13 protein-coding genes are annotated in these 19,193 nt (G+C 39.6%); 6 read left to right on the top strand and 7 right to left on the bottom strand.

Features of this window, described 5'->3' with window-relative positions; genetic code table 11:
- Positions 1-20: 20 nt before the first annotated feature.
- Together ACSLUF_RS07720 and ACSLUF_RS07725 are read left to right on the top strand one after the other, a co-directional pair.
- Positions 21-1,061, top strand: coding sequence for a PLP-dependent cysteine synthase family protein (locus ACSLUF_RS07720; protein ID WP_435625532.1), 1,041 nt, complete (start codon positions 21-23; stop codon positions 1,059-1,061).
- A gap of 122 nt (positions 1,062-1,183) precedes the next feature.
- Positions 1,184-2,443, top strand: coding sequence for an aminotransferase class I/II-fold pyridoxal phosphate-dependent enzyme (locus tag ACSLUF_RS07725; RefSeq protein ID WP_435625533.1), 1,260 nt, complete (start codon positions 1,184-1,186; stop codon positions 2,441-2,443).
- A 12-nt stretch (positions 2,444-2,455) separates the two neighbouring features.
- On the opposite strand, the gene ACSLUF_RS07730 is transcribed toward ACSLUF_RS07725, so the two are convergent.
- The 3 genes from ACSLUF_RS07730 to ACSLUF_RS07740 all read right to left on the bottom strand — a co-directional run bounded on the left by ACSLUF_RS07730 (position 2,456) and on the right by ACSLUF_RS07740 (position 5,515).
- Positions 2,456-3,322 (bottom strand): fructosamine kinase family protein, encoded by an 867-nt coding sequence (locus tag ACSLUF_RS07730; protein ID WP_435625534.1) that lies wholly within the window; start codon positions 3,320-3,322, stop codon positions 2,456-2,458.
- Between the two features lie 34 nt (positions 3,323-3,356).
- Entirely contained in the window at positions 3,357-4,475 is a 1,119-nt protein-coding gene (locus tag ACSLUF_RS07735; RefSeq protein ID WP_435625535.1) for a GTP cyclohydrolase, read from the bottom strand.
- Between the two features lie 68 nt (positions 4,476-4,543).
- Positions 4,544-5,515: a transporter gene (locus ACSLUF_RS07740; protein ID WP_435625536.1), complete on the bottom strand. Its 972-nt coding sequence runs from the start codon at positions 5,513-5,515 to the stop codon at positions 4,544-4,546.
- 82 nt (positions 5,516-5,597) lie between these two features.
- Here ACSLUF_RS07740 and ACSLUF_RS07745 point away from each other — a divergent pair, with 82 nt between their 5' ends.
- Genes ACSLUF_RS07745 through ACSLUF_RS07760 form a run of 4 tightly spaced genes read left to right on the top strand, consistent with a single transcriptional unit; the run spans position 5,598 to position 11,049 of the window.
- Entirely contained in the window at positions 5,598-5,858 is a 261-nt protein-coding gene (locus tag ACSLUF_RS07745; protein ID WP_435625537.1) for a DUF4834 family protein, read from the top strand.
- Between the two features lie 24 nt (positions 5,859-5,882).
- Positions 5,883-8,324: a YfhO family protein gene (locus ACSLUF_RS07750; protein ID WP_435625538.1), complete on the top strand. Its 2,442-nt coding sequence runs from the start codon at positions 5,883-5,885 to the stop codon at positions 8,322-8,324.
- A complete protein-coding gene (locus ACSLUF_RS07755) occupies positions 8,324-9,607 on the top strand; it encodes a glycosyl transferase family 1 (protein ID WP_435625539.1) in 1,284 nt (427 codons plus the stop codon). The genes ACSLUF_RS07750 and ACSLUF_RS07755 overlap by 1 nt, the downstream gene beginning before the upstream one ends.
- Positions 9,592-11,049 (top strand): oligosaccharide flippase family protein, encoded by a 1,458-nt coding sequence (locus ACSLUF_RS07760; RefSeq protein ID WP_435625540.1) that lies wholly within the window; start codon positions 9,592-9,594, stop codon positions 11,047-11,049. The genes ACSLUF_RS07755 and ACSLUF_RS07760 overlap by 16 nt, the downstream gene beginning before the upstream one ends.
- Before the next feature lie 70 nt (positions 11,050-11,119).
- Here ACSLUF_RS07760 and ACSLUF_RS07765 read toward each other — a convergent pair whose 3' ends face one another.
- The 4 genes from ACSLUF_RS07765 to ACSLUF_RS07780 form a co-directional block, all read right to left on the bottom strand.
- Positions 11,120-12,385, bottom strand: a complete 1,266-nt coding sequence (locus ACSLUF_RS07765) for a hypothetical protein (protein ID WP_435625541.1) — start codon at positions 12,383-12,385, stop codon at positions 11,120-11,122.
- 116 nt (positions 12,386-12,501) lie between these two features.
- Complete coding sequence (locus ACSLUF_RS07770; protein ID WP_435625542.1) at positions 12,502-14,445, bottom strand: OmpA family protein; 1,944 nt, start codon at positions 14,443-14,445, stop codon at positions 12,502-12,504.
- Positions 14,446-14,450: 5 nt separating this feature from the next.
- Positions 14,451-15,422, bottom strand: a complete 972-nt coding sequence (locus ACSLUF_RS07775; protein ID WP_435625543.1) for a PorP/SprF family type IX secretion system membrane protein — start codon at positions 15,420-15,422, stop codon at positions 14,451-14,453.
- Between the two features lie 18 nt (positions 15,423-15,440).
- A complete protein-coding gene (locus tag ACSLUF_RS07780) occupies positions 15,441-19,130 on the bottom strand; it encodes a gliding motility-associated C-terminal domain-containing protein (protein ID WP_435625544.1) in 3,690 nt (1,229 codons plus the stop codon).
- Positions 19,131-19,193: the final 63 nt, after the last annotated feature.

Below are 19,193 nucleotides of genomic sequence, written 5' to 3' on the forward strand. Positions count from 1 at the left end.
CATCCCTTATCTAAGCCAATATGAAGAAACAGATAAATGCCTATAGCACTATCCTTGATTTAATTGGAAGTACCCCCTTAGTTCAACTTAACCAAATCGCAGAACCGCTTACCGGTAATTTCTATGCGAAGCTCGAAGCATTCAACCCGGGACATTCCGCAAAGGACAGAATAGCCTCTTACATTATTGAAGAAGCAGAGCGTAAAGGCATCCTTAAACCAGGATGTACCATTATCGAAACCACTTCTGGAAATACAGGGTTTAGTTTGGCTATGGTGAGCATCGTGAAAGGATATGATTGTATTTTGGCGGTAAGCTCAAAATCATCACCAGATAAAATTGATATGCTGCGCTCTATGGGAGCAAAGGTATATGTTTGTCCAGCTCATGTAAGCGCTGATGACCCCCGTTCCTATTACGAAGTGGCCAAACGTTTGCATAGTGAGATTGATAACTCGATTTATATCAATCAATATTTCAATGAATTGAATATTGAGGCACATTATACAACTACTGGTCCGGAAATATGGGAGCAGACTAATGGAAATATTACCCATTTGGTAGCATGTAGTGGAACTGGTGGAACAATTTCAGGTATTGCTAGGTTTTTGAAAGAGCAAAATCCGGAAATACGAGTTTTGGGTGTGGACGCTTACGGGTCTATCCTGCAGAAATATCATGAAACCGGAGAGTTTGACCGAAATGAGATTTATCCCTATAGGATTGAAGGTCTTGGAAAAAATTTAATTCCAGCTGCTACTGATTTCAATGCTATTGATAGATATGTAAAAGTTTCCGATGCGGAAAGTGCACACATGGCTAGAAAAGTGGCTAAAACTGAAGGGATTTTTGGTGGTTATACTACGGGAGCCGCTGTTCAAGCACTATACCAATTAAATATGGAGGGTGAATTCACGGAAGACAGTAAGGTAGTCGTAATTTTCCCTGATCACGGGTCGCGTTACATGAGCAAGGTATACAGTGACGAATGGATGGAAAACCAAGGATTTTTCGACCATAAGAATGTAGATGCTCCGGAAAAGATTGAATACGTAAAATAGCTCCAACATTCGTAAGACATTGAACGGCAATGGTAAACATTGTCGTTTTTTTATGGGATAATTTCAATTATGTGGGCAAACTAAAAATATATATTTTTGCACTTGAAACAACTATGCGGTAGATGAGAGATTTATTTGACAGAATTATCGAGAATAAAGGTCCATTGGGAAAGTGGGCTTCACAAGCAGAAGGTTATTTTGTTTTTCCAAAATTGGAAGGCCCTATTTCCAATAGAATGAAGTTTCATGGGAAAGAAGTTATTACCTGGAGTGTAAATGACTATTTGGGGTTGGCTAATCTTCCCGAAGTGAAAAAAGTGGACGGCGATGCAGCGTATGAGCATGGCTCTGCTTATCCCATGGGCGCTCGTATGATGAGTGGTCATACGGACTATCATGAGCAATTGGAGCAGGAATTGGCCGCTTTTGTCAACAAAGAAGCCTCTTATTTACTAAACTTTGGCTATCAAGGAATTATGTCCGCTATTGACGCTTTGGTTGCTAAAGATGACATTATTGTATATGATGTCGACTGTCATGCCTGTATTATTGATGGTGTGCGTCTTCATGTTGGAAAACGCTTTACTTTCAAGCATAACGATGTAGAAAGCTTAGAGAAAAACTTGGAACGTGCCACTAAATTGGCCCAAGAGACTGGAGGAGGTATTTTAGTGATTTCTGAAGGGGTTTTTGGTATGCGTGGAGAGCAAGGAATACTAAAACAAATTGTTGCCCTCAAGGAAAAGTTCAAGTTTAGATTATTGGTAGATGATGCCCACGGTTTCGGAACCTTAGGTAAAACAGGTGCCGGGGCAGGTGAGGAGCAAGGAGTCCAAGATGATATTGATGTTTATTTTGCCACTTTCGCCAAATCCATGGCGGGAATAGGAGCTTTTTTGGCTGCCGATAAGGAAATCATTGATTATTTAAAATATAACCTGCGTTCGCAAATGTTTGCGAAGTCATTGCCCATGATTTACGTTAAGGGTGCATTGAAGCGCTTGGATATGCTACGTACCATGCCGGAACTCAAAGCTAAACTTTGGGAGAATGTGAATGCGCTGCAAAACGGATTGAAAGAACGCGGTTTTGATATCGGTACTACCTCTAGTTGCGTTACTCCAGTATATTTAAATGGTAGTATCCCAGAGGCTATGGCTTTGGTAAAGGATTTGCGCGAGAATTATGGTATTTTCTGTTCGATTGTGGTATATCCAGTTATCCCTAAGGGATTGATATTACTGCGTATGATTCCTACAGCAACACATACCATGCAGGATATCGTAGAAACCTTAGATGCCTTTTCTGCAATTCGTGAGCGATTGCAAAATGGCACGTACAAAAGACTTTCTGCGGCTGTAGCGGCAGCTATGGGCGAATAGCCCTCTTTTCTTCTAACGGAAGTATTTGTTGATAATGGCTACCACGGAGTTTCTATAAGAACTTCCGAATAAATTCAGGTGGACCAAAAGGTAATACAATTGGTAAATCTGCATTAAGTCCTGTTGTTTGGGGTGTGCCGGGATGAGTGCATCATAGGCTGCGTAAAAAGAGGGACCAAAACCACCAAATAAACGGCTCATTGCCAAATCAACCTCTGAATGTCCAATATACGTACTGGGGTCGATTAGTACTGGGGTTCCATCAGAGGCAATCAAAAAATTCCCGCCCCATAAATCCCCATGCAGACGAGAAGGTTTGACCTCTCCCATGAGGCAATCGCAAACTTCTTCTAGATGTTCATTTGATGGGAGGTCTTCTATTCTTAACATACCTTTTTCCGCAGCCATCTGGATTTGTGGATTAAGTCGCTGCGCCACGTAAAAGCTGGACCAACTTTTTTCTATGGTATTACTTTGAGGTAAATGCCCGATATAATTGTCAAAGGGGGCACCAAATTCCGTAGGTTGAGCGACAAGATGTAATTCAGCCAATTTGCGGCCCAATGCTTCAAAATCATTGGAATCTGGGGTTTTACTTTCTATAAATCCGAGTATCAAGTAACCGGTTTGGTTAAATATACCCTCAGCATAAACTTTAGGTACTTTAATCGTTTGGGTTGCCCCCAGTTGTTTCAGGCCTCTAGATTCAGAAACAAAAAGTTGTTTAGCCCAAGGTTTGGAAGAGGTTTTTATAAAAAAACGGTTAGTGGCTGTTTCAATTAGAAAAGCATGTGCAATGTCCCCTCCACTTACCGCTTTGCTATGCAAAACTGAGGTAGCAAGAATCTCTTCGAAATGGGATTTTAATTCAGGATGCACAACTATTTGTAAATCATCTCCTTAAAAATAGGAATTACAAATCCTTGCGATAGGTCCTTCTGCGTTTGTGGGTTGAGGGGTTAAAACTCTTCCACATTTGTCGGATGGCAATATTATCCTCTAATTCAGGGGTTCGGATACAATTCACAATGCCCCGCTCCTGGAAAACCTTATAATATTCGTTGAAGATAATGGCGGTTACCCCTTTATTCTGATACTCAGGATGAATGCCGATTAAATAAAAGATAACGTCCTTACTGTGTTTTTTAGCCTTTAGCAAATGGAATATCCCGAAAGGAAATAACTTACCATTGGCTTTTTGCAAAGCTTTGGAAAAGGAAGGCATTACTATGGCAAAGGCCACTAGATTATCATCAGAATCTACAACAAATTTTATGTATTCAGGATTAATAAAACTGATATACTTTTTTTTGAAATACTCCTTTTGAACATCGGTAATCTTTACGAAAGAAGACAGTTTTGAATAGGTTTCATTGAACAAGTCAAACATTTTGTCCACCCAAGGCATGATTTCCGCACTTTTTGTGAAATTCATTTCCTTTAACCCATAGCGTTTCTTGATGAGCAAATTGGCCTTGGCGAAAATCTTGGGGTCGGCATTGGCAAATAAAAACTTATTTTCCAAGTATTCCTTTTCCTTTACCAAACCGTGATGTTCAAAATGCTTTTGGTAATAGGGATGGTTATACCATGTAATCATGGTCCCGATATGGTCAAAACCGTCTATAAGTACGCCTACTTTATCCAAATTGGAAAAACCCACGGGTCCTTCCATATATTCTAGACCATTTTCTTTGCCGATACTGGCCACCTTGTCCAACAGCGCTTTGGAGACTTCTAAATCATCTACAAAATCAAACCAACCAAATCGCATCTTTGGAAGTTTTTGCTCCTTAACTTCCAACCAATTTATGATGGCCGCGACCCTTCCTACGAGTTTGTTTTCTTTAAAAGCAAGGAAAAAAGTTGCCTCAGCACTTTTAAATGCCGGGTTTTTATCTCGGTCAAAGGACTCCATCTCATCCTTGATGATAGGGGGTACCCAATACGAAGAGTTTTTATACAGTGAAAAAGGAAATTTTACAAAGCGTTTCATATCCGCCTTGCTTTCTACCTTTTTTATAGTGACCATAAACTGAATTTTCTAATCCCAATAATAGGAATAATTATAGTCAGGATAGCTATGAAGACAACAAATCCTTAGAAATCGTCTTTTTTCTTTTTCTTTCTTCGGTTCTTCTTGAAGTTTTGCTTTCGGATTTTGTTCTCTTTGGACGGTTTTTGGTCCGCGATGGGGACTAATTTATCCTTATGAAAATCCAGACGGTAAGAAAATCCTAGAACGGCGAATACACGTGAGGGGTCGTTTTTAAAATTGGAGCCAAGATGAAAATCGGCTTGAAAGTTTTTGTTAAACAAATGGGCAACCCCGGTCCGTAAGAGCATATCGTTTTGTACGCCGGCCACAAACCCTTGATGTTCGAAAAATACGCTCCATTTGGGATTTCGGAAAGCATGGGTCAATGAAACGGCATAGCTCCATTGCGAAAAATCCGTTCCAATACGATCGTAGGCAACGTTTGAAATAAGTACAAACCTTGGAGAAAGGCGGCTTTGTGTTGCGACGGCCACACGGGGTGAGACAGTGGGCACGTCCACGAAGAACGGGTTTTCACCTAAATTGAAGGTCGCACCAGCATAAATGGATACTGCCGGAATCAAATTTTTCCATTGAAAAACATTGTTGGCCCTCCAACTATAGAGGTTTGGTTTATTTTTTTCTGGGTCTTTGAAAGGGTCAAATATCAAATACTTAATACCTGCGCGATTTCTGGAAAAATCAGTTCGGGTATCCTCTAATCCTGTTTCAATGAAAGTTAGGTTTTGATTGATGAAGGAACCTTCGTAGATAATCTCCAGTTGTTCAAATAAAACACCATAGCGTATGGCAAAGTCAGTACCAAAAATATTGGAATCCGAATTTAAGGAGGCGTCGTCTTGTTGTTCATACAGGATTCCGATTTCTGCCTGTACAACACCGGTACCAACAGAATAGGCACTCGCTGCCCTACCGGGTCTATTTGAATTGATAACCTCGGTATATTGACCAATGGCCAAACAGGGAAGAAAGAGTAAAAAAGAGAGCGCAATGCGTAAATGAGTGGTGTCCATATAACTTTTTAATAGTATTTTAAGATACTTTATTGCTTTTGGATAGACTTACAAGGTAATTTTGATGCAATAGTTCAGTCATATGGTTTTAATACAAACGATTTTACTTCTCATATTAGTATACTATGCGGTGAAATTGCTCGCGAGGTGGTTGGCGCCTAAATTGTTTGGGTATGCCATGAAAAAGACACAAGAACGATTTGGAGGCCAATTTAACCAGCAGGATTACCAAGGAGAAAATACAAGCAGAGAAGGAGAAACCTCGGTATTTACGAGACCTTCGAGAAAATCGAACCCCTCAAAAAAAGTTGGAGAATATATAGATTTTGAAGAAATTGACTAATATTTGTTTTCTCAAAGTCAATTCATGAAGCTATCCCCAAAATATGCTATTCCCCATCTTGGTGCCTTAGTTTTTTTCATTTTAGTTGCTTTAATCTATTTCTACCCGGTTTTACAGGGAAAGGCTATTTTCCAATCGGATATTGCCCAGTACAAGGGTATGGCCAAAGAAAGAAATGATTACAAGGAGTTGACCGGTGTTGAATCCTATTGGACCAACAGTGCTTTTGGAGGAATGCCTACATATCAATTAGGGGCCAACTATCCGCATGATTATATAAAGAAATTGGATAGGCTTATCCGTTTTTTACCTCGTCCGGCGGATTATCTTTTTCTCTATTTTGTTGGTTTTTATATATTAATGTTATGCCTCAAGGTGGAGTTCAGATTGGCAGTCTTGGGAGCCTTGGCCTTTGGCTTCTCTACGTATCTTATCATAATTCTTGGGGTAGGACATAATGCCAAGGCCCATGCCTTAGGCTATGTTCCGATGGTTTTGGGAGGGATATTACTGGTCTTTCGAAAAAAATACCTGCTGGGTTTTATATTGACTGCATTGGCTATGGCGCTAGAAATAAGTGCCAATCACTACCAAATGACCTATTATTTTATGTTGTTGGTATTAATACTTGGGTTGGTCTATTTGGTGTATGCAATCAAGAAAAAGCAATTAAAGCATTATTTTCTATCAGTTGGTTTACTGATTTTGGCGGTGGCCCTTTCCATTACCACAAATGCAACAGGTCTTTTGGCAACCAAGGAGTATGCGGATTGGAGTACCAGAGGTAAATCCGAACTGACCATCAATCCGGACGGCTCACCCAAAGAGGCATCCAATGGATTAGATAGGGAATATATTACCCAGTATAGTTATGGTATTTCGGAATCTTTAAATTTATTTGCGCCTAGACTTTTTGGTGGTTCAGGAAATGAAAATCTGGGAACCGGTTCAAAGGCATACGAATATCTTATTAATCAGGGAGTTCCACCCAACAGGGCTATAGAATTTTCCCAAAACCTTCCATTGTATTGGGGAGACCAGCCTATTGTGGCAGCACCAGCATATGTTGGGGCTATTGTTCTATTCCTATTTGTATTAGGTTTGTTTTTAGTTAAAGGAAAACGTAAGTGGTGGTTGGCTTTTGGGGCTTTACTTTCTTTAGTTCTATCGTGGGGGAAGAACTTTCCGGAGTTGACCAATTTTATGATTGACTACTTTCCTTTGTACAACAAGTTTAGAGCAGTTTCTTCCATACAAGTTGTTTTGGAACTATGTCTGCCCGTTCTTGGAATTCTAGGATTGCGAGAAATTTTCAAAGCTAAGATTCCACGAAAGGATATGCTAAAGGCGCTCAAATGGAGCGGTAGTATCATTTTGGGTCTTGTGGTCTTCATTTTTGTACTAATGGGCTTCTTTGATTTTGATGGGGTTAGAGATGAGTTTTATAGGCAGCAATTTTGGGAGGAATTGGTCACGATGATAAAGCGAGACAGAGAAGCCGTGTATATTAACGATACCATCCGCTCTCTCATCTACGTTGCCTTGGCCGCTTTTGTCATTTGGTTATTGATCAAGGAAAAAATCAATAAAACCATAGCAACGATTGCTTTAGGAGTTTTGATTTTATTCGATTTAGTTGGGGTGGCCACCCGTTACGTGAATGAAGATGATTTTGTACGGCAGCGTCAGGTCAATTCACCTTTTCAGGCCAGTCAAATTGATAATGCCATTCAACAGGACAAGGCTATCTATCGTGTATTTGACCCACAAGAGGGTATCAATGGTGCAAGAACTTCATATTTCCACAAATCCATTGGAGGCTATCATGCGGCGAAGCCTAAACGTCTTCAAGATTTGTTTGAATATCATTTGTACCAAAACAACACCGAAGTACTGGATATGCTGAACGTAAAGTATGTAATTCAGCAGGATGAGGAAGGTAACAGCATCCCCGCCATAAATGACAATATGAATGGCAATGCTTGGTTTATAGAGCGAATAATTCCAGTAGGTTCCTCTAATGAAGAAATTCAGGCGCTAAGTTCCTTTACATCAAAAAAGGAGGCTGTAGTCAATACCCAAATGTATCCGCAACTAACCAAGCATAATTATGAAGTAGATTCGCTGGCGAAGATTGAATTGGTGGATTACCGACCAAATCTTATTAAATATCGTTCTGAAAATAATAGTGATGGGTTCGCCGTTTTTTCAGAAATGCATTATCCCAAAGGTTGGAACGTGACGATTGATGGGAATCCAGAAGAACACTTTAGAGTAAACTATGCTTTACGTGGCTTACGAATTCCTGAAGGTCGGCATGATATTGTCTTTGAATTTGAACCAGAAGTAATTCAAATGGGAAGTCAAATAAGTTTGGCAAGTTGCATCGCCATGGCGGTAATCATTTTAGGAGGACTCGGATTTTCTTTATTTTCTGGAAGTAAAAAGAAAAAAAACAAAGCCTGATGCAAAAGATTTTGGTCATAACATATTATTGGCCTCCTGCCGGTGGACCAGGGGTTCAACGTTGGCTTAAATTTGTAAAATACTTACCGGACTTTGGCATAGAGCCCATAGTTTATGCTCCCCAAAACCCCAACTACCCAATAACGGATACCCATCTGGAAAATGAAGTCCCAAATGGAACTCAAGTAATAAAACAACCTATAAAGGAACCTTATGCCTGGGCATCTATACTCTCAAAGAAAAAAACAAAAAGCATAAGTTCAGGAATGATTCCCGAGGAGAACATTTCTTTGTTGTCCAAGCTTTTGCTATGGATAAGGGGTAATTTTTTTATTCCCGATGCACGTAAGTTTTGGGTAAAACCTTCCATAAACTTTCTAGGTAAGATTATTGAGGAAAACAAGATTGAAACGGTAATCACTACGGGACCTCCACATAGTTTGCATCTTATTGGACTTGGCTTAAAACGAAAGCACCAGATTCAATGGATTGCTGATTTTAGGGATCCTTGGACCACCATTGGATATCACAAAAAGCTACGTCTTAAGCCTTCATCCCAAAAAAAGCATAAGCATTTGGAGAAGACCGTCTTGGACAATGCGGATAAACTCATTGTAACCAGTAATACTACAAAAGCGGAGTTCGAAGAAATATCAAATACCCCCATACAAACCATAACGAATGGTTTTGACAATATTCCACTGACTCAAGCATTGGACAAAAAATTTACTATTTCGCATATGGGCTCTTTGCTTACAGGCCGAAACCCTGCAAGTTTGTGGAAGGCTTTAAAAGAAATAGTTGATACGAATAACGAATTTACGAAAGCGGTACAGATTCAATTGGTTGGGGTAGTGGGAGAGGTAGTAATGGATTCCCTTGTGAGTAATGGATTAGTTGATTATGTGAGCCACATAGGCTATGTATCGCACGAAAAAGTATTGAAACTACAGCAGCAGACTCAGGTTTTGCTTCTTTTGGAAATAGATTCGGAAGAAACCCGAGGCATTATTCCCGGAAAGCTTTTTGAGTATTTCAATGCCAGAAGGCCTATCCTAGGTATTGGACCCAAAAGTTGGGAAGCTGGTCAAATGATTCATTCGACCCAATCTGGAGAAGTTTTTGGGCATGCAGATGTAGAAGGAATTAAAACTGTACTTTTGGATTGGTTCGAACGCTATCAAAAGAACCAATTGGAGATTACTCCTAAGAATATTGAGAAGTATCATAGAAAAGTACTGACGGAATCTTTGGCTAATTTCATTCGATGGGAATCGTCCTAAAACAATCCTTAAAAAATATTTTTACCACATATCTGGGTTTTCTATTTGGTGCTGTAAACACCATTTTTTTGTACACCAAAATTCTTCCCGATGCATACTATGGGTTAGTTACGTTTATTCTAGCCTCTGGGGCTATTCTTATGCCTTTGATGGCTTTTGGCGTGCACAATACGATGGTAAAATTCCATACTCAATATCTAGGGCCTGAAAGGAATGGGTTTCTTACATTAATGTTACTCACTCCTTTACTTGGAATTCTAGTTGTAGGTATAGTAATTTTCTTGTTCAACGATGCCCTTGGAAATTTGGTTTCCCAAGTAAATCCTATGGTCAAAGATTATTTATGGTATGTTTTTTTTATTGGATTGTCCATGGCATACTTCGAAGTTTTCTACGCCTGGTGCAAAGTGCATCTCAAGTCGGTTTTTGGGAACTTCATGAAAGAGGTATTTGGAAGGGTAGGAGTGACGGTACTTTTGCTATTGCTCTACTTTGAAGTCTTTTCGTTAGAAGCTTTTTTTAAACTTTTAGTAGGCTTATACCTGCTTAGAACCGCTATTTTAAAGGTTTATGCCTACCGAATCCACTTTCCTAAATTAAGCTTTGAATTCCCAAAGAACACCACGGAGGTATTGTCCTACTCTTTCTTGATAATCCTTGGGGGGTCTGCGTCGCTGGTACTATTGGAGATAGACAAAGTGATGATCAATCAGTTTGTTGAAATTGAAAATGTAGCCTATTATGGGGTTGCCGTTTACATAGCTACGGTGGTAATTGTGCCATCCAGGGCTATGCATCAAATTACCTATCCATTGACCGCTGAATTATTGAACAAGGGGGATTCCTTTGGCTTGGAAACCCTCTATAAGAAGACGTCCCTTACCCTGTTCATTGCTTCTGGGATTCTTTTTTTGTTGATTGTTCTTAACTTGGAAGATTTATACCTGCTGTTACCGGAAAACTACCGCGATGGTTTTTATATCGTTTTCTTGATAGGAATGGCCAAAGTATTTGATTCGCTTTTGGGGAATAATAATTCTATTTTGTACAATTCGAAGTACTATAAAATCATTTTGCTGTTTGGCGTTGGATTGGCAGTTTTTACCATTGTACTTAATTTGGTTCTCATCCCCATTTATGGAATTGATGGAGCTGCTTTGGCAAGTTTCATATCAATCTTGTTGTTCAATCTGACCAAATTGATATTTGTGAAGTTGAAGTTCGGTATGCTACCACTTACAAAATCAACTTTTAAAGTGTTCGCCACTTTGGTTCTCTTGGGAGTACTCTTCAGTGTGTTCAACTTTGGTTTTCATCCAATTGTGAACATCCTGTTGAAATCAGCTTTTGTAGTCATCATGTATTTGGGCATTCTGTATCGCTTTGAAATTTCAGAGGACATTTCTGGAATACTTTCCAAATGGTTGCGCAAAAGGGAATGATATAAAGAAAAACCCCGCGGCGGATAAATCCAACCACGGGGTAAACAACTAACCAACCTAAAAACTACTTTTATCTCGTTCTAGAACTTCGCGATCTAGATTTCAAATTACTGTTACTTCTTCTAGAAGTGGAATTCCCTGAGCTTCTCTTAACTGTGGTAGAAGAACTTCTTTTTACGGTTCTGTTACCAGAGTTGCTTCGACTCACCGTGCTCCTTTGTGTACTATTTGGTTTTTTAAATGTTCTTGTAGTACTACGTGTCACACTTTTGCTTCTTGGAGTAGTGGTTACTTGACGTTTATTTACCGTCCTAGAATTCGATGTTCTAGCAACTTCACGTTTGGTAACCGTTCTACTAACATTGTTTCCACTTCTATTTGTACTTCTATTTACAGTCCTTCCAGCGTTGTTGTTTCTTCGTGCAACACTTTCCGAACGATTAATAGTATTTCTTCTACCATCATTTGATCTTCGTACAACATTTTCTGAGCGATTCACATTGCTTCTTCTCGTATCGTCTGATCTTCTTACCGCTCTATCACGATTTACATTAGAAACCCTATTTCCATTTGACCTTGATATCGACCTTTCTGCAGATCTACTAGATCTACCAACATCATTTCTTCTAAAGTTGTTGTTTCGAACAGAAACTCTTCTATCATTCCTATATATGTTCGCTCTTCTAACACTTCTATCATTTCTATGCACTCTTCCAATCCTGGTATAGGCTCTTCTATAATTATTTCTATAAGGCCTGAAATAGGTATATCTCAACGGACTGTAGTACCTTCTGTAAGGTGTTCTCCATACATTACAGAAACCTATGGCAGGTCTAACAAAGAACCTATGGAACGGTCTATACACATAGTGTCTGTTATAGATATTGATAAACCCAGTATAGTGGCTAAACACTCCGCCGTTATAGAAAACATTAAGTCCTCCAACACGTCTTACCAGTCCATTTCTATACCAAACATCTACATTTCCAATTTGGCTAACGCGTCCCCAATTATCATAGAAAATCGGGATATTCTCAACCTGAATTACAGCACCATAATCGTCATACTGTACAAAAGGATTATAGTTGAACCCAGAGTTGAAGGTTACGCCAACATTACCGAAGCGGGCACCAACACCAACATTCACCTGATTATTGATAAAGAAATCAAACTCCCCGTCCGGGTATACTGAAAAAGTTATCCCGTTTTCCACGAAGATGAATGAATTACCGTATCCAAAAGTGGTTGCAGTAAAAGAGTTGTCCACTTTTGTTGCTGCTAAGGAACTAGAAGTCCCAAACAAAACTGCTGCTAAAATGAGTACTAACTTTTTCATATTCTACTGTTTTAAATTATGGAATGCAATTATTTACATTCTGATAGGTAAATACCAAACAGCGTGCCAAAAAAAGCCTATACTTTGTATTTTGTTGAAAATGAGAAGTTTAAATTTTATTCTTTGATAAGAAATACCGACCTACGGTTTAATTGATGTTCCTCTTCAGAGCATTTTACCCCATTTTCACAATGGTTCAATAATTGGGATTCTCCATATCCCTTGGACGAGAGTCTATCTCTTGAAATACCATTTTTCACCAACCATTCCACGGTATACCAAGCTCTTCTCGAAGAGAGTCTTTGGTTGAATTCAGAACTGGACCTTGAATCGGTGTGCGACTCAATATGGATTTTAAGCTCTGGATATGTTTTCATGGCCTCCAATATTTTGGCCAATTCTACTTCCGCATCTTTTCGGATTGTATATTTTCCATAATCAAAGTAAATGGGTTGCAAGTTTAGCTTACACCCTAAATTATCTGTTGGGCAATCAGCCATTGTAAGTTCAAGATTAACTTCCAGTGTATGTGAACCGCGAGGGGTACGAATGCTTTTCTCTACGGGTATATATTTGCCATTTGGGGTTTCTGCACGGACCGCATATTGTTTAGAACAGTCCAAAGAGTCCTTAAAAGCAAAAAAGCCATCGCCATCTATTCTTGCTATTTCCTTGTTATTTTGGTCTAGAAGGGTCACTACAGACGCTTCTAGCGGATTTCCGGTTTCGGCATCTGTGACCAAACCATTGATATGTATTAATCCACATTTTTCCCATACTCGGTAAATATCATCGGAAATACTCCCAGCGTCGCCACCTCGATTGGAAGAGAGATATCCAATTTGCTTTTCTTCATCCAAAATAAAACCAAAGTCGTCTTTATTGGAATTTAAAGGCTTTTTTAGGTTAGTAACCTTTTGAAATGGTCCATTTGGTGCTAATGAAAAGGCAAAAATGTCCAAACCTCCCAATCCCAAATGCCCATCACTTGAAAAATAGAGATTGTCCGTTTCGCTAATGTATGGGAATGTCTCTCTCGCCTCAGTATTGATTTCCGGACCCAAATTGATGGGTTTGGAGTAGTTCCCTTTTGCACCAATCTCCACATACCAAATATCCGACTCGCCATAAGTTCCTTTCATATCGGACGAAAAATACAAACGGGTTTCATCATCATTCAAAGAAGGATGCGCTGCGGAATGGTAATCATTATTAAAGGGCAATTCCTCTACGTTTGTCCAGTATCCCTCACCATTCCGTTGGGCCTTGTAGATTTTAAGAGTGACCAATCTATCCTTATTACTTTTTTTCTTCCCGTTGATATAGTTGTTTCTGGTAAAGTAAATTGTGTTCCCATCTTTTGTTATTACGGCTGAAGATTCATGATAGGGAGAATTAATATCACCTTTAAGGGATTGTGGTTTGGATAATTGATAGTTTTCATCAATTTCTGCTTCATATAAATCCAAATATGGCATACCATTCCAATCATGAATTTTATCTCCTTTTGTATTCCCTGAAGAAGAGGCATAGATAATTTTGTCATCGTAAACAAAGGGACCAAAATCTGAACCTTTGGTATTGGTTATGTTCTCTACAACAAATTTTGTGGATTGAAAGTCAACAAGACTATCCAAATAGGGATAACTATCCATAAAGTTTTTTGCAACATTGGAATTTGCCGTCATTGCGGCATATCTACCCATCATTTTTTTTGATTCATGATATTGGCCAATACTTTTAAGGGTCTGCGCGGTTCGATAGTAATATTCAGCCTCCAACGCATTTGGGTATTTTTCTACCAGCTTTCGATACCATTCAATGGCCTCCTCATATTGACTATTGAAATAATAGGTATCTCCTAATTTTTTATACAATTGAGCAGATTCATATCCTGATTCAGCAACTTTCAGATAGATTTTTCTGGCATCGATATAAGCATACTGGTCAAATTCTTCATCAGCCTTTTTGAGTTTAGCTCTTTGACCATTCACACAAAAACAGACTAGCAGTAGGATGCATGTTGTATATCTATTGATATGAGGAATTTGGTTTTTCATTGTATTTAAAAGAATCTGGGTATCAAAATTCTGTCCGACCTATCGAAAATATCGAAGCGTAGGAAAACCTCATAAGACCCATTACTATATGCCTCCAGTTTTGTGGATTGATAATCATAAGCAACCCCCGCAAAAAATGCCCTTGAAACTTGAAAGCCCATCATGGCGCTAATGGAGGCATCCCATCTATAGGAGGTACCAAGCACGAATTTCTCATTGAACATAAAATTGGCAGATACATCCAGTTGAAGAGGAGAACCACTGACTGTTTTTAATAGTATTGCAGGTTTGAACTTTATGGATCTATTTAAATCAAAAACATGACCCATAATTAAGAAGTAATGTAGCCGCTCTATGGCTACACTGGATACATCAGTATCTTGAAGCGAATCCTCATCAAAGTGTTTGGTGTTTAAAAAGTTTGGAACGGACACCCCAGCGTAAAACCTATCATTGGTAAAATAAATCCCGGTGCCAACTTGTGGTTGTAACTTTTGGTCTACCGTAATTTGAAAATTAGGGTCATTAGGGTCCGCCAGATTTAATCTTTCGAAGTCCACATCCAAAATATCCAAACCTCCTTTGAAGCCAAAGGAAAGCCTGCCTGTTCTGGAAACATCAACAGTATATGAAATATCCACATTTATATTGGATTCAATAGCTGGTCCTATTTGATCATGAACAATGGACAAGCCCAGTCCCATACTGTTATAAATACCAACTGGAGCATTGGCAGTGAAAGTAAACGTCTGCGGAGCTCCCTCGAAACCCACCCATTGCGTTCTGCCCAACAACCCTAAGCTTAACGTTTCCCTGGAACCAGCATATGCGGGATTCACAATTTGGGTGTTGTACATATATTGGGTGTACTGTGCATCCTGTTGCCCATGGGTTCCCAAGGGAATAAGAACAAAAGCAACTGTAATAAAAAAATAGATATTGATTTTCCTCATTACTGAGGGTATTAGGTTATTCATGATTCTATTTGGGCGATGTTAATCTCGATTAATGTAGAGATAGCCATTGTAATCGGTCTGTCCTGGATTTTCTTCAAAAAAGCTTAGTACATAATAATATGTACCACTTGGGAGTTCCTTCCCAGTAGCTATGGTAGCCCTTCCGAAGGAGATTCCACCGAATAAATTGTTATCTATTCCATATTGATTTGCTTCATACACCAAGACACCCCATCTGTTGAACACCTTTAAGTTATTTTCCGGATAATTTTCAATACCCTTAATAGTAAAATAATCATTGAGCCCATCCCCATTCGGTGTTAAACCGTTGTAAATTTCAAAATCCCCATCTGGACTGGGTATTATAGGAGTGGTAGGCGTTAAACAATCATCCTGAATTATTGTAATTGTAGGTCTGTCTTGAAATTCGCTTTCAAAATCGGATAAATCGGAAACCTCATTGTTACTGTTGGAGTCAACAGCGGTCACTGTTGCTTGGTTTTCAATCTGTCCAAGATCAATATCTTCTTGTAAAATGGGATATAAAGCCACAAAGACCCAATCCTCTCCAACGGAAAGAATCGCATCATCATTATCATCAGTACCTGGAAGGGGACCTTCTATGGTTTGATTTTCAAATAAAGCGGTATCGACAAGTTCTATTTGGGTCAGGTCTGTAGTCCCGATATTTTTAACAATAAAAGTATATCGTACGGTATCTGGACAATTATTGCCACTTAAATCCAGAAGTTCACCAACTTTTATGAGGCTTATTCCTGGCCCAAAGTCGCAAGCACCAATCGTAGAGGTTGTGGTATTACCTTCAAGGACTAAACTGGTATCATGCGATGCATCGGAAACTTCAAAGTCAGTGCCTTCTTCAAGGGCGGTCAAGGTTGCTTGATTTTCTACCTGACCGCTATCAATATCCATTGGAGTAAGTATATATAAAGCCTCATATCTCCAAGTTTCTCCAATGGAAAGTACATTATCATCTGCCTCATCCTCACCCGGTAAAGGCCCACTGATAGCCTGATTACCAGAAATTAAAGGGTCAAAAACCGAAACTTCGACTAAATCGGTTGTACCAAAATTGGTTACAGTAAAAGTATATTGTATGGCTTCTGGGCAGTTATCATTATCAAGGTCGGTCAAAACACCCTCTTTTATCAATCCAATCCCTGGACCAGCGGGGCATGTTCCATCGGTAAAGATTTGTGTTGGATTATTTTCGGTGAAACTAGCATCATCCGATAAGTCGGAGATTTGATTGTTGGTTCCGAATTCCAAAGAGGACACGGAAGCCTGATTATCCACTTGCCCAGAATCGATGTCGGCTTGAGAAATTGGGCGCAAAACCTCAAATTCCCAATCTTCCCCAACCGATAGGATGCCATCCTCATTTTCATCTTCTCCAGATAGAGGTTCTTCCAGAGTTACATCTCCAAGCAAAGGGATGTCTTCGATGACGACCTGTTCCAAATCTGTTGTGCCAATATTGGCCACAGTAAATACATATCTAATGGTTTCAAAGCAGTCGTCGTTGTTAAAATCCAACAAGAAACCTTCCTTAATTAATCCGATTGCGGGTCCAGCCGCGCAGGCTCCATCTGTGGGAGTAATTGTAAATTCGTTTTCTGCAAAACTGTTGTCATCAGATTGGTCAGAAACTATATTATCACTAATCTGTTCATTAGCGCTTACTTCAGCTTGATTTACCACTTCGCCATCAAGAATATCCTGTGAACTGATGGGATATAGTGCTTCGTAAGTCCAAGTTTCATTGGGAAAAAGTAAACCATCTTCATTTTCATCGGTGGTTGTGTCCAGCCCAGTTATAATTCCACCTAGTAATTCATCCGTGAGTTGAACCTCTTTTAAAATAATGCTACCCGTATTGGATACAGTAAAGGTATAGGGTATGGTTTCAGGACAATTATCATCTTCTTGTAGGTCCAAAAGTTCTGCTGCTGTTTTTATCAGTCCAATGTCAGCAGATGCTACACAAGCCACTCCGAGGGTCACAACGGTCTCATCATTTTCAAAAAAACTATCGTCGTCCGAATCATCCAAAATTATGTTGTTCGTATTTTCTTCCAATGAGGTCACCGTAGCCTGATTGGTCACCGAACCAGTATCAATGTCTCCTTGGATTATGGGATAGTAAGCCACATAGGTCCATTCTTCTTGACCGGAAAGAATCCCATCGTTGTTGATATCACTGTTTTCTGTTGGTCCCATAACATCCCCTCCAAGCAAAGGGTCGTTGAGAACAATTTGTTCCAAGTTAACCGTCCCTGTGTTTTTTACAGTGAAGGTGTATTGTATGGTTTCGTTACAGCCATCCTCATCCAAGTCAATAGGTTCACCTTTCTTTACCAGGCCTAATCCCAAAACGCATATGGTCTCCGATAGTAAATCGGTTACCGTAGCATCATTTTCATCAAGTGAGTTATCATCTGAATCATCCAGAATAATAAAATTTTCACCTACGGGTTGTGCCTGAATAGTAGCTTGGTTTACTATTTCAAAACCATTGTCAATGTCCTCCAGTGTAATTGCGTAAAATGCTTCAAAAGTCCAAGTTTCACCTAGAGATAGTTCGCCATCGTTTCCAATATCGGTACTTGGTATTGGGTCCAATGTATTTTCGAAAAGTGGGTCGTGTAGTACTAAATTGTCAAGAGCGACATCACCCGTATTGGTAGCGGTAAATTCATAACGGATAGTTTCAAAACAACTATCGTTGTCCAAATCCACAAAACTATGGGTTTTGATTAGCCCAATGGTGGCTTGCTCTGCATCACACGTTTCATCCATTGGGGTAGTGGTAGGGCCATCCATGGTGAAATCAGCATCATGGGAATCATCACTAACCTCATTGCCAGATTCTAGATGTACTGCTTTTACGGAGGCTTGATTATGAACATTGCCTCCAACTACAGCTTCGGGTACAACTGCGTAAAGGACATTGTACACCCAAGTTTCTCCAGGAGATAGTATTCCATCATTCCCTATATCGCTTAATGGAGTGGGTCCGGGAATAGGACCCATAGAAATCAATGGATCAGTTAGCGCTACATCATGTAAGTCAAATGCGCCAGTATTTCTTACCTCAAACACGTATCGAATACTTTCTGGACATAAATCCCCACCTAAATCGTAGGGTGTACCAGTCTTTCTAAGTGCGATATCAGCAGTTTGGCAAGCGGTAAGGTCAACAATCGTTGGACCATCCGATGTGTTATCGGTTGGATGGGAAATATCATTGACTGGGTTGGGTAGACCTTGAACATCGGCTACGACACTGGCCGGCATTTCTCCGAATTGACCGTTAACCAAATCTTGCTGTGTAATGTTATAGGTTTGGGAAAATGCCCATGTCTCACCTGGATCAAGCACTTTGTTGTCATTGTCATCGCCTGAAAACCCTCCGGTTACCAAACCACCTAAATCGATATCTGTAACCTCAACATTTTCAAATATTTCTCCCGCATCACTTTCGTTGGTTACATAATAATCAAAACGAATTTGATCACATCCGGGGTCGCCTGCTAGGTTAATGGGGGTTCCGGTTTTTATGAGGGATATGTTCGGAACGAACAATCCAGAAGTACTGTTATTGGGTTGAACGGAGAATGAATCACTGAAAAACTTTTGGTTTTGATTGTCATTTGTCGATACCAATAAAAAACCCCCTGCAGCAGCAAAAAGACACAGTAAAAGCATTGGGAAAATTCCTTGGTGAAAATTTCCTGGGTTATTTGTTTTATTGGAAAAAACAGTAGCACC

The sequence above is a fragment of the Flagellimonas sp. genome, assembly GCF_965601775.1.
GTDB lineage: Bacteria > Bacteroidota > Bacteroidia > Flavobacteriales > Flavobacteriaceae > Flagellimonas.

Coding starts and splice junctions, on each gene's coding strand:
- ACSLUF_RS07720 (WP_435625532.1), top strand. CDS start 21: ATGAAGAAACAGATAAATGCCTATAGCACTATCCTTGATTTAATTGGA.
- ACSLUF_RS07725 (WP_435625533.1), top strand. CDS start 1,184: ATGAGAGATTTATTTGACAGAATTATCGAGAATAAAGGTCCATTGGGA.
- ACSLUF_RS07735 (WP_435625535.1), bottom strand. CDS start 4,475: ATGGTCACTATAAAAAAGGTAGAAAGCAAGGCGGATATGAAACGCTTT.
- ACSLUF_RS07740 (WP_435625536.1), bottom strand. CDS start 5,515: ATGGACACCACTCATTTACGCATTGCGCTCTCTTTTTTACTCTTTCTT.
- ACSLUF_RS07745 (WP_435625537.1), top strand. CDS start 5,598: ATGGTTTTAATACAAACGATTTTACTTCTCATATTAGTATACTATGCG.
- ACSLUF_RS07750 (WP_435625538.1), top strand. CDS start 5,883: ATGAAGCTATCCCCAAAATATGCTATTCCCCATCTTGGTGCCTTAGTT.
- ACSLUF_RS07755 (WP_435625539.1), top strand. CDS start 8,324: ATGCAAAAGATTTTGGTCATAACATATTATTGGCCTCCTGCCGGTGGA.
- ACSLUF_RS07760 (WP_435625540.1), top strand. CDS start 9,592: ATGGGAATCGTCCTAAAACAATCCTTAAAAAATATTTTTACCACATAT.
- ACSLUF_RS07765 (WP_435625541.1), bottom strand. CDS start 12,385: ATGAAAAAGTTAGTACTCATTTTAGCAGCAGTTTTGTTTGGGACTTCT.
- ACSLUF_RS07770 (WP_435625542.1), bottom strand. CDS start 14,445: ATGAAAAACCAAATTCCTCATATCAATAGATATACAACATGCATCCTA.
- ACSLUF_RS07775 (WP_435625543.1), bottom strand. CDS start 15,422: ATGAATAACCTAATACCCTCAGTAATGAGGAAAATCAATATCTATTTT.
- ACSLUF_RS07780 (WP_435625544.1), bottom strand. CDS start 19,130: ATGCTTTTACTGTGTCTTTTTGCTGCTGCAGGGGGTTTTTTATTGGTA.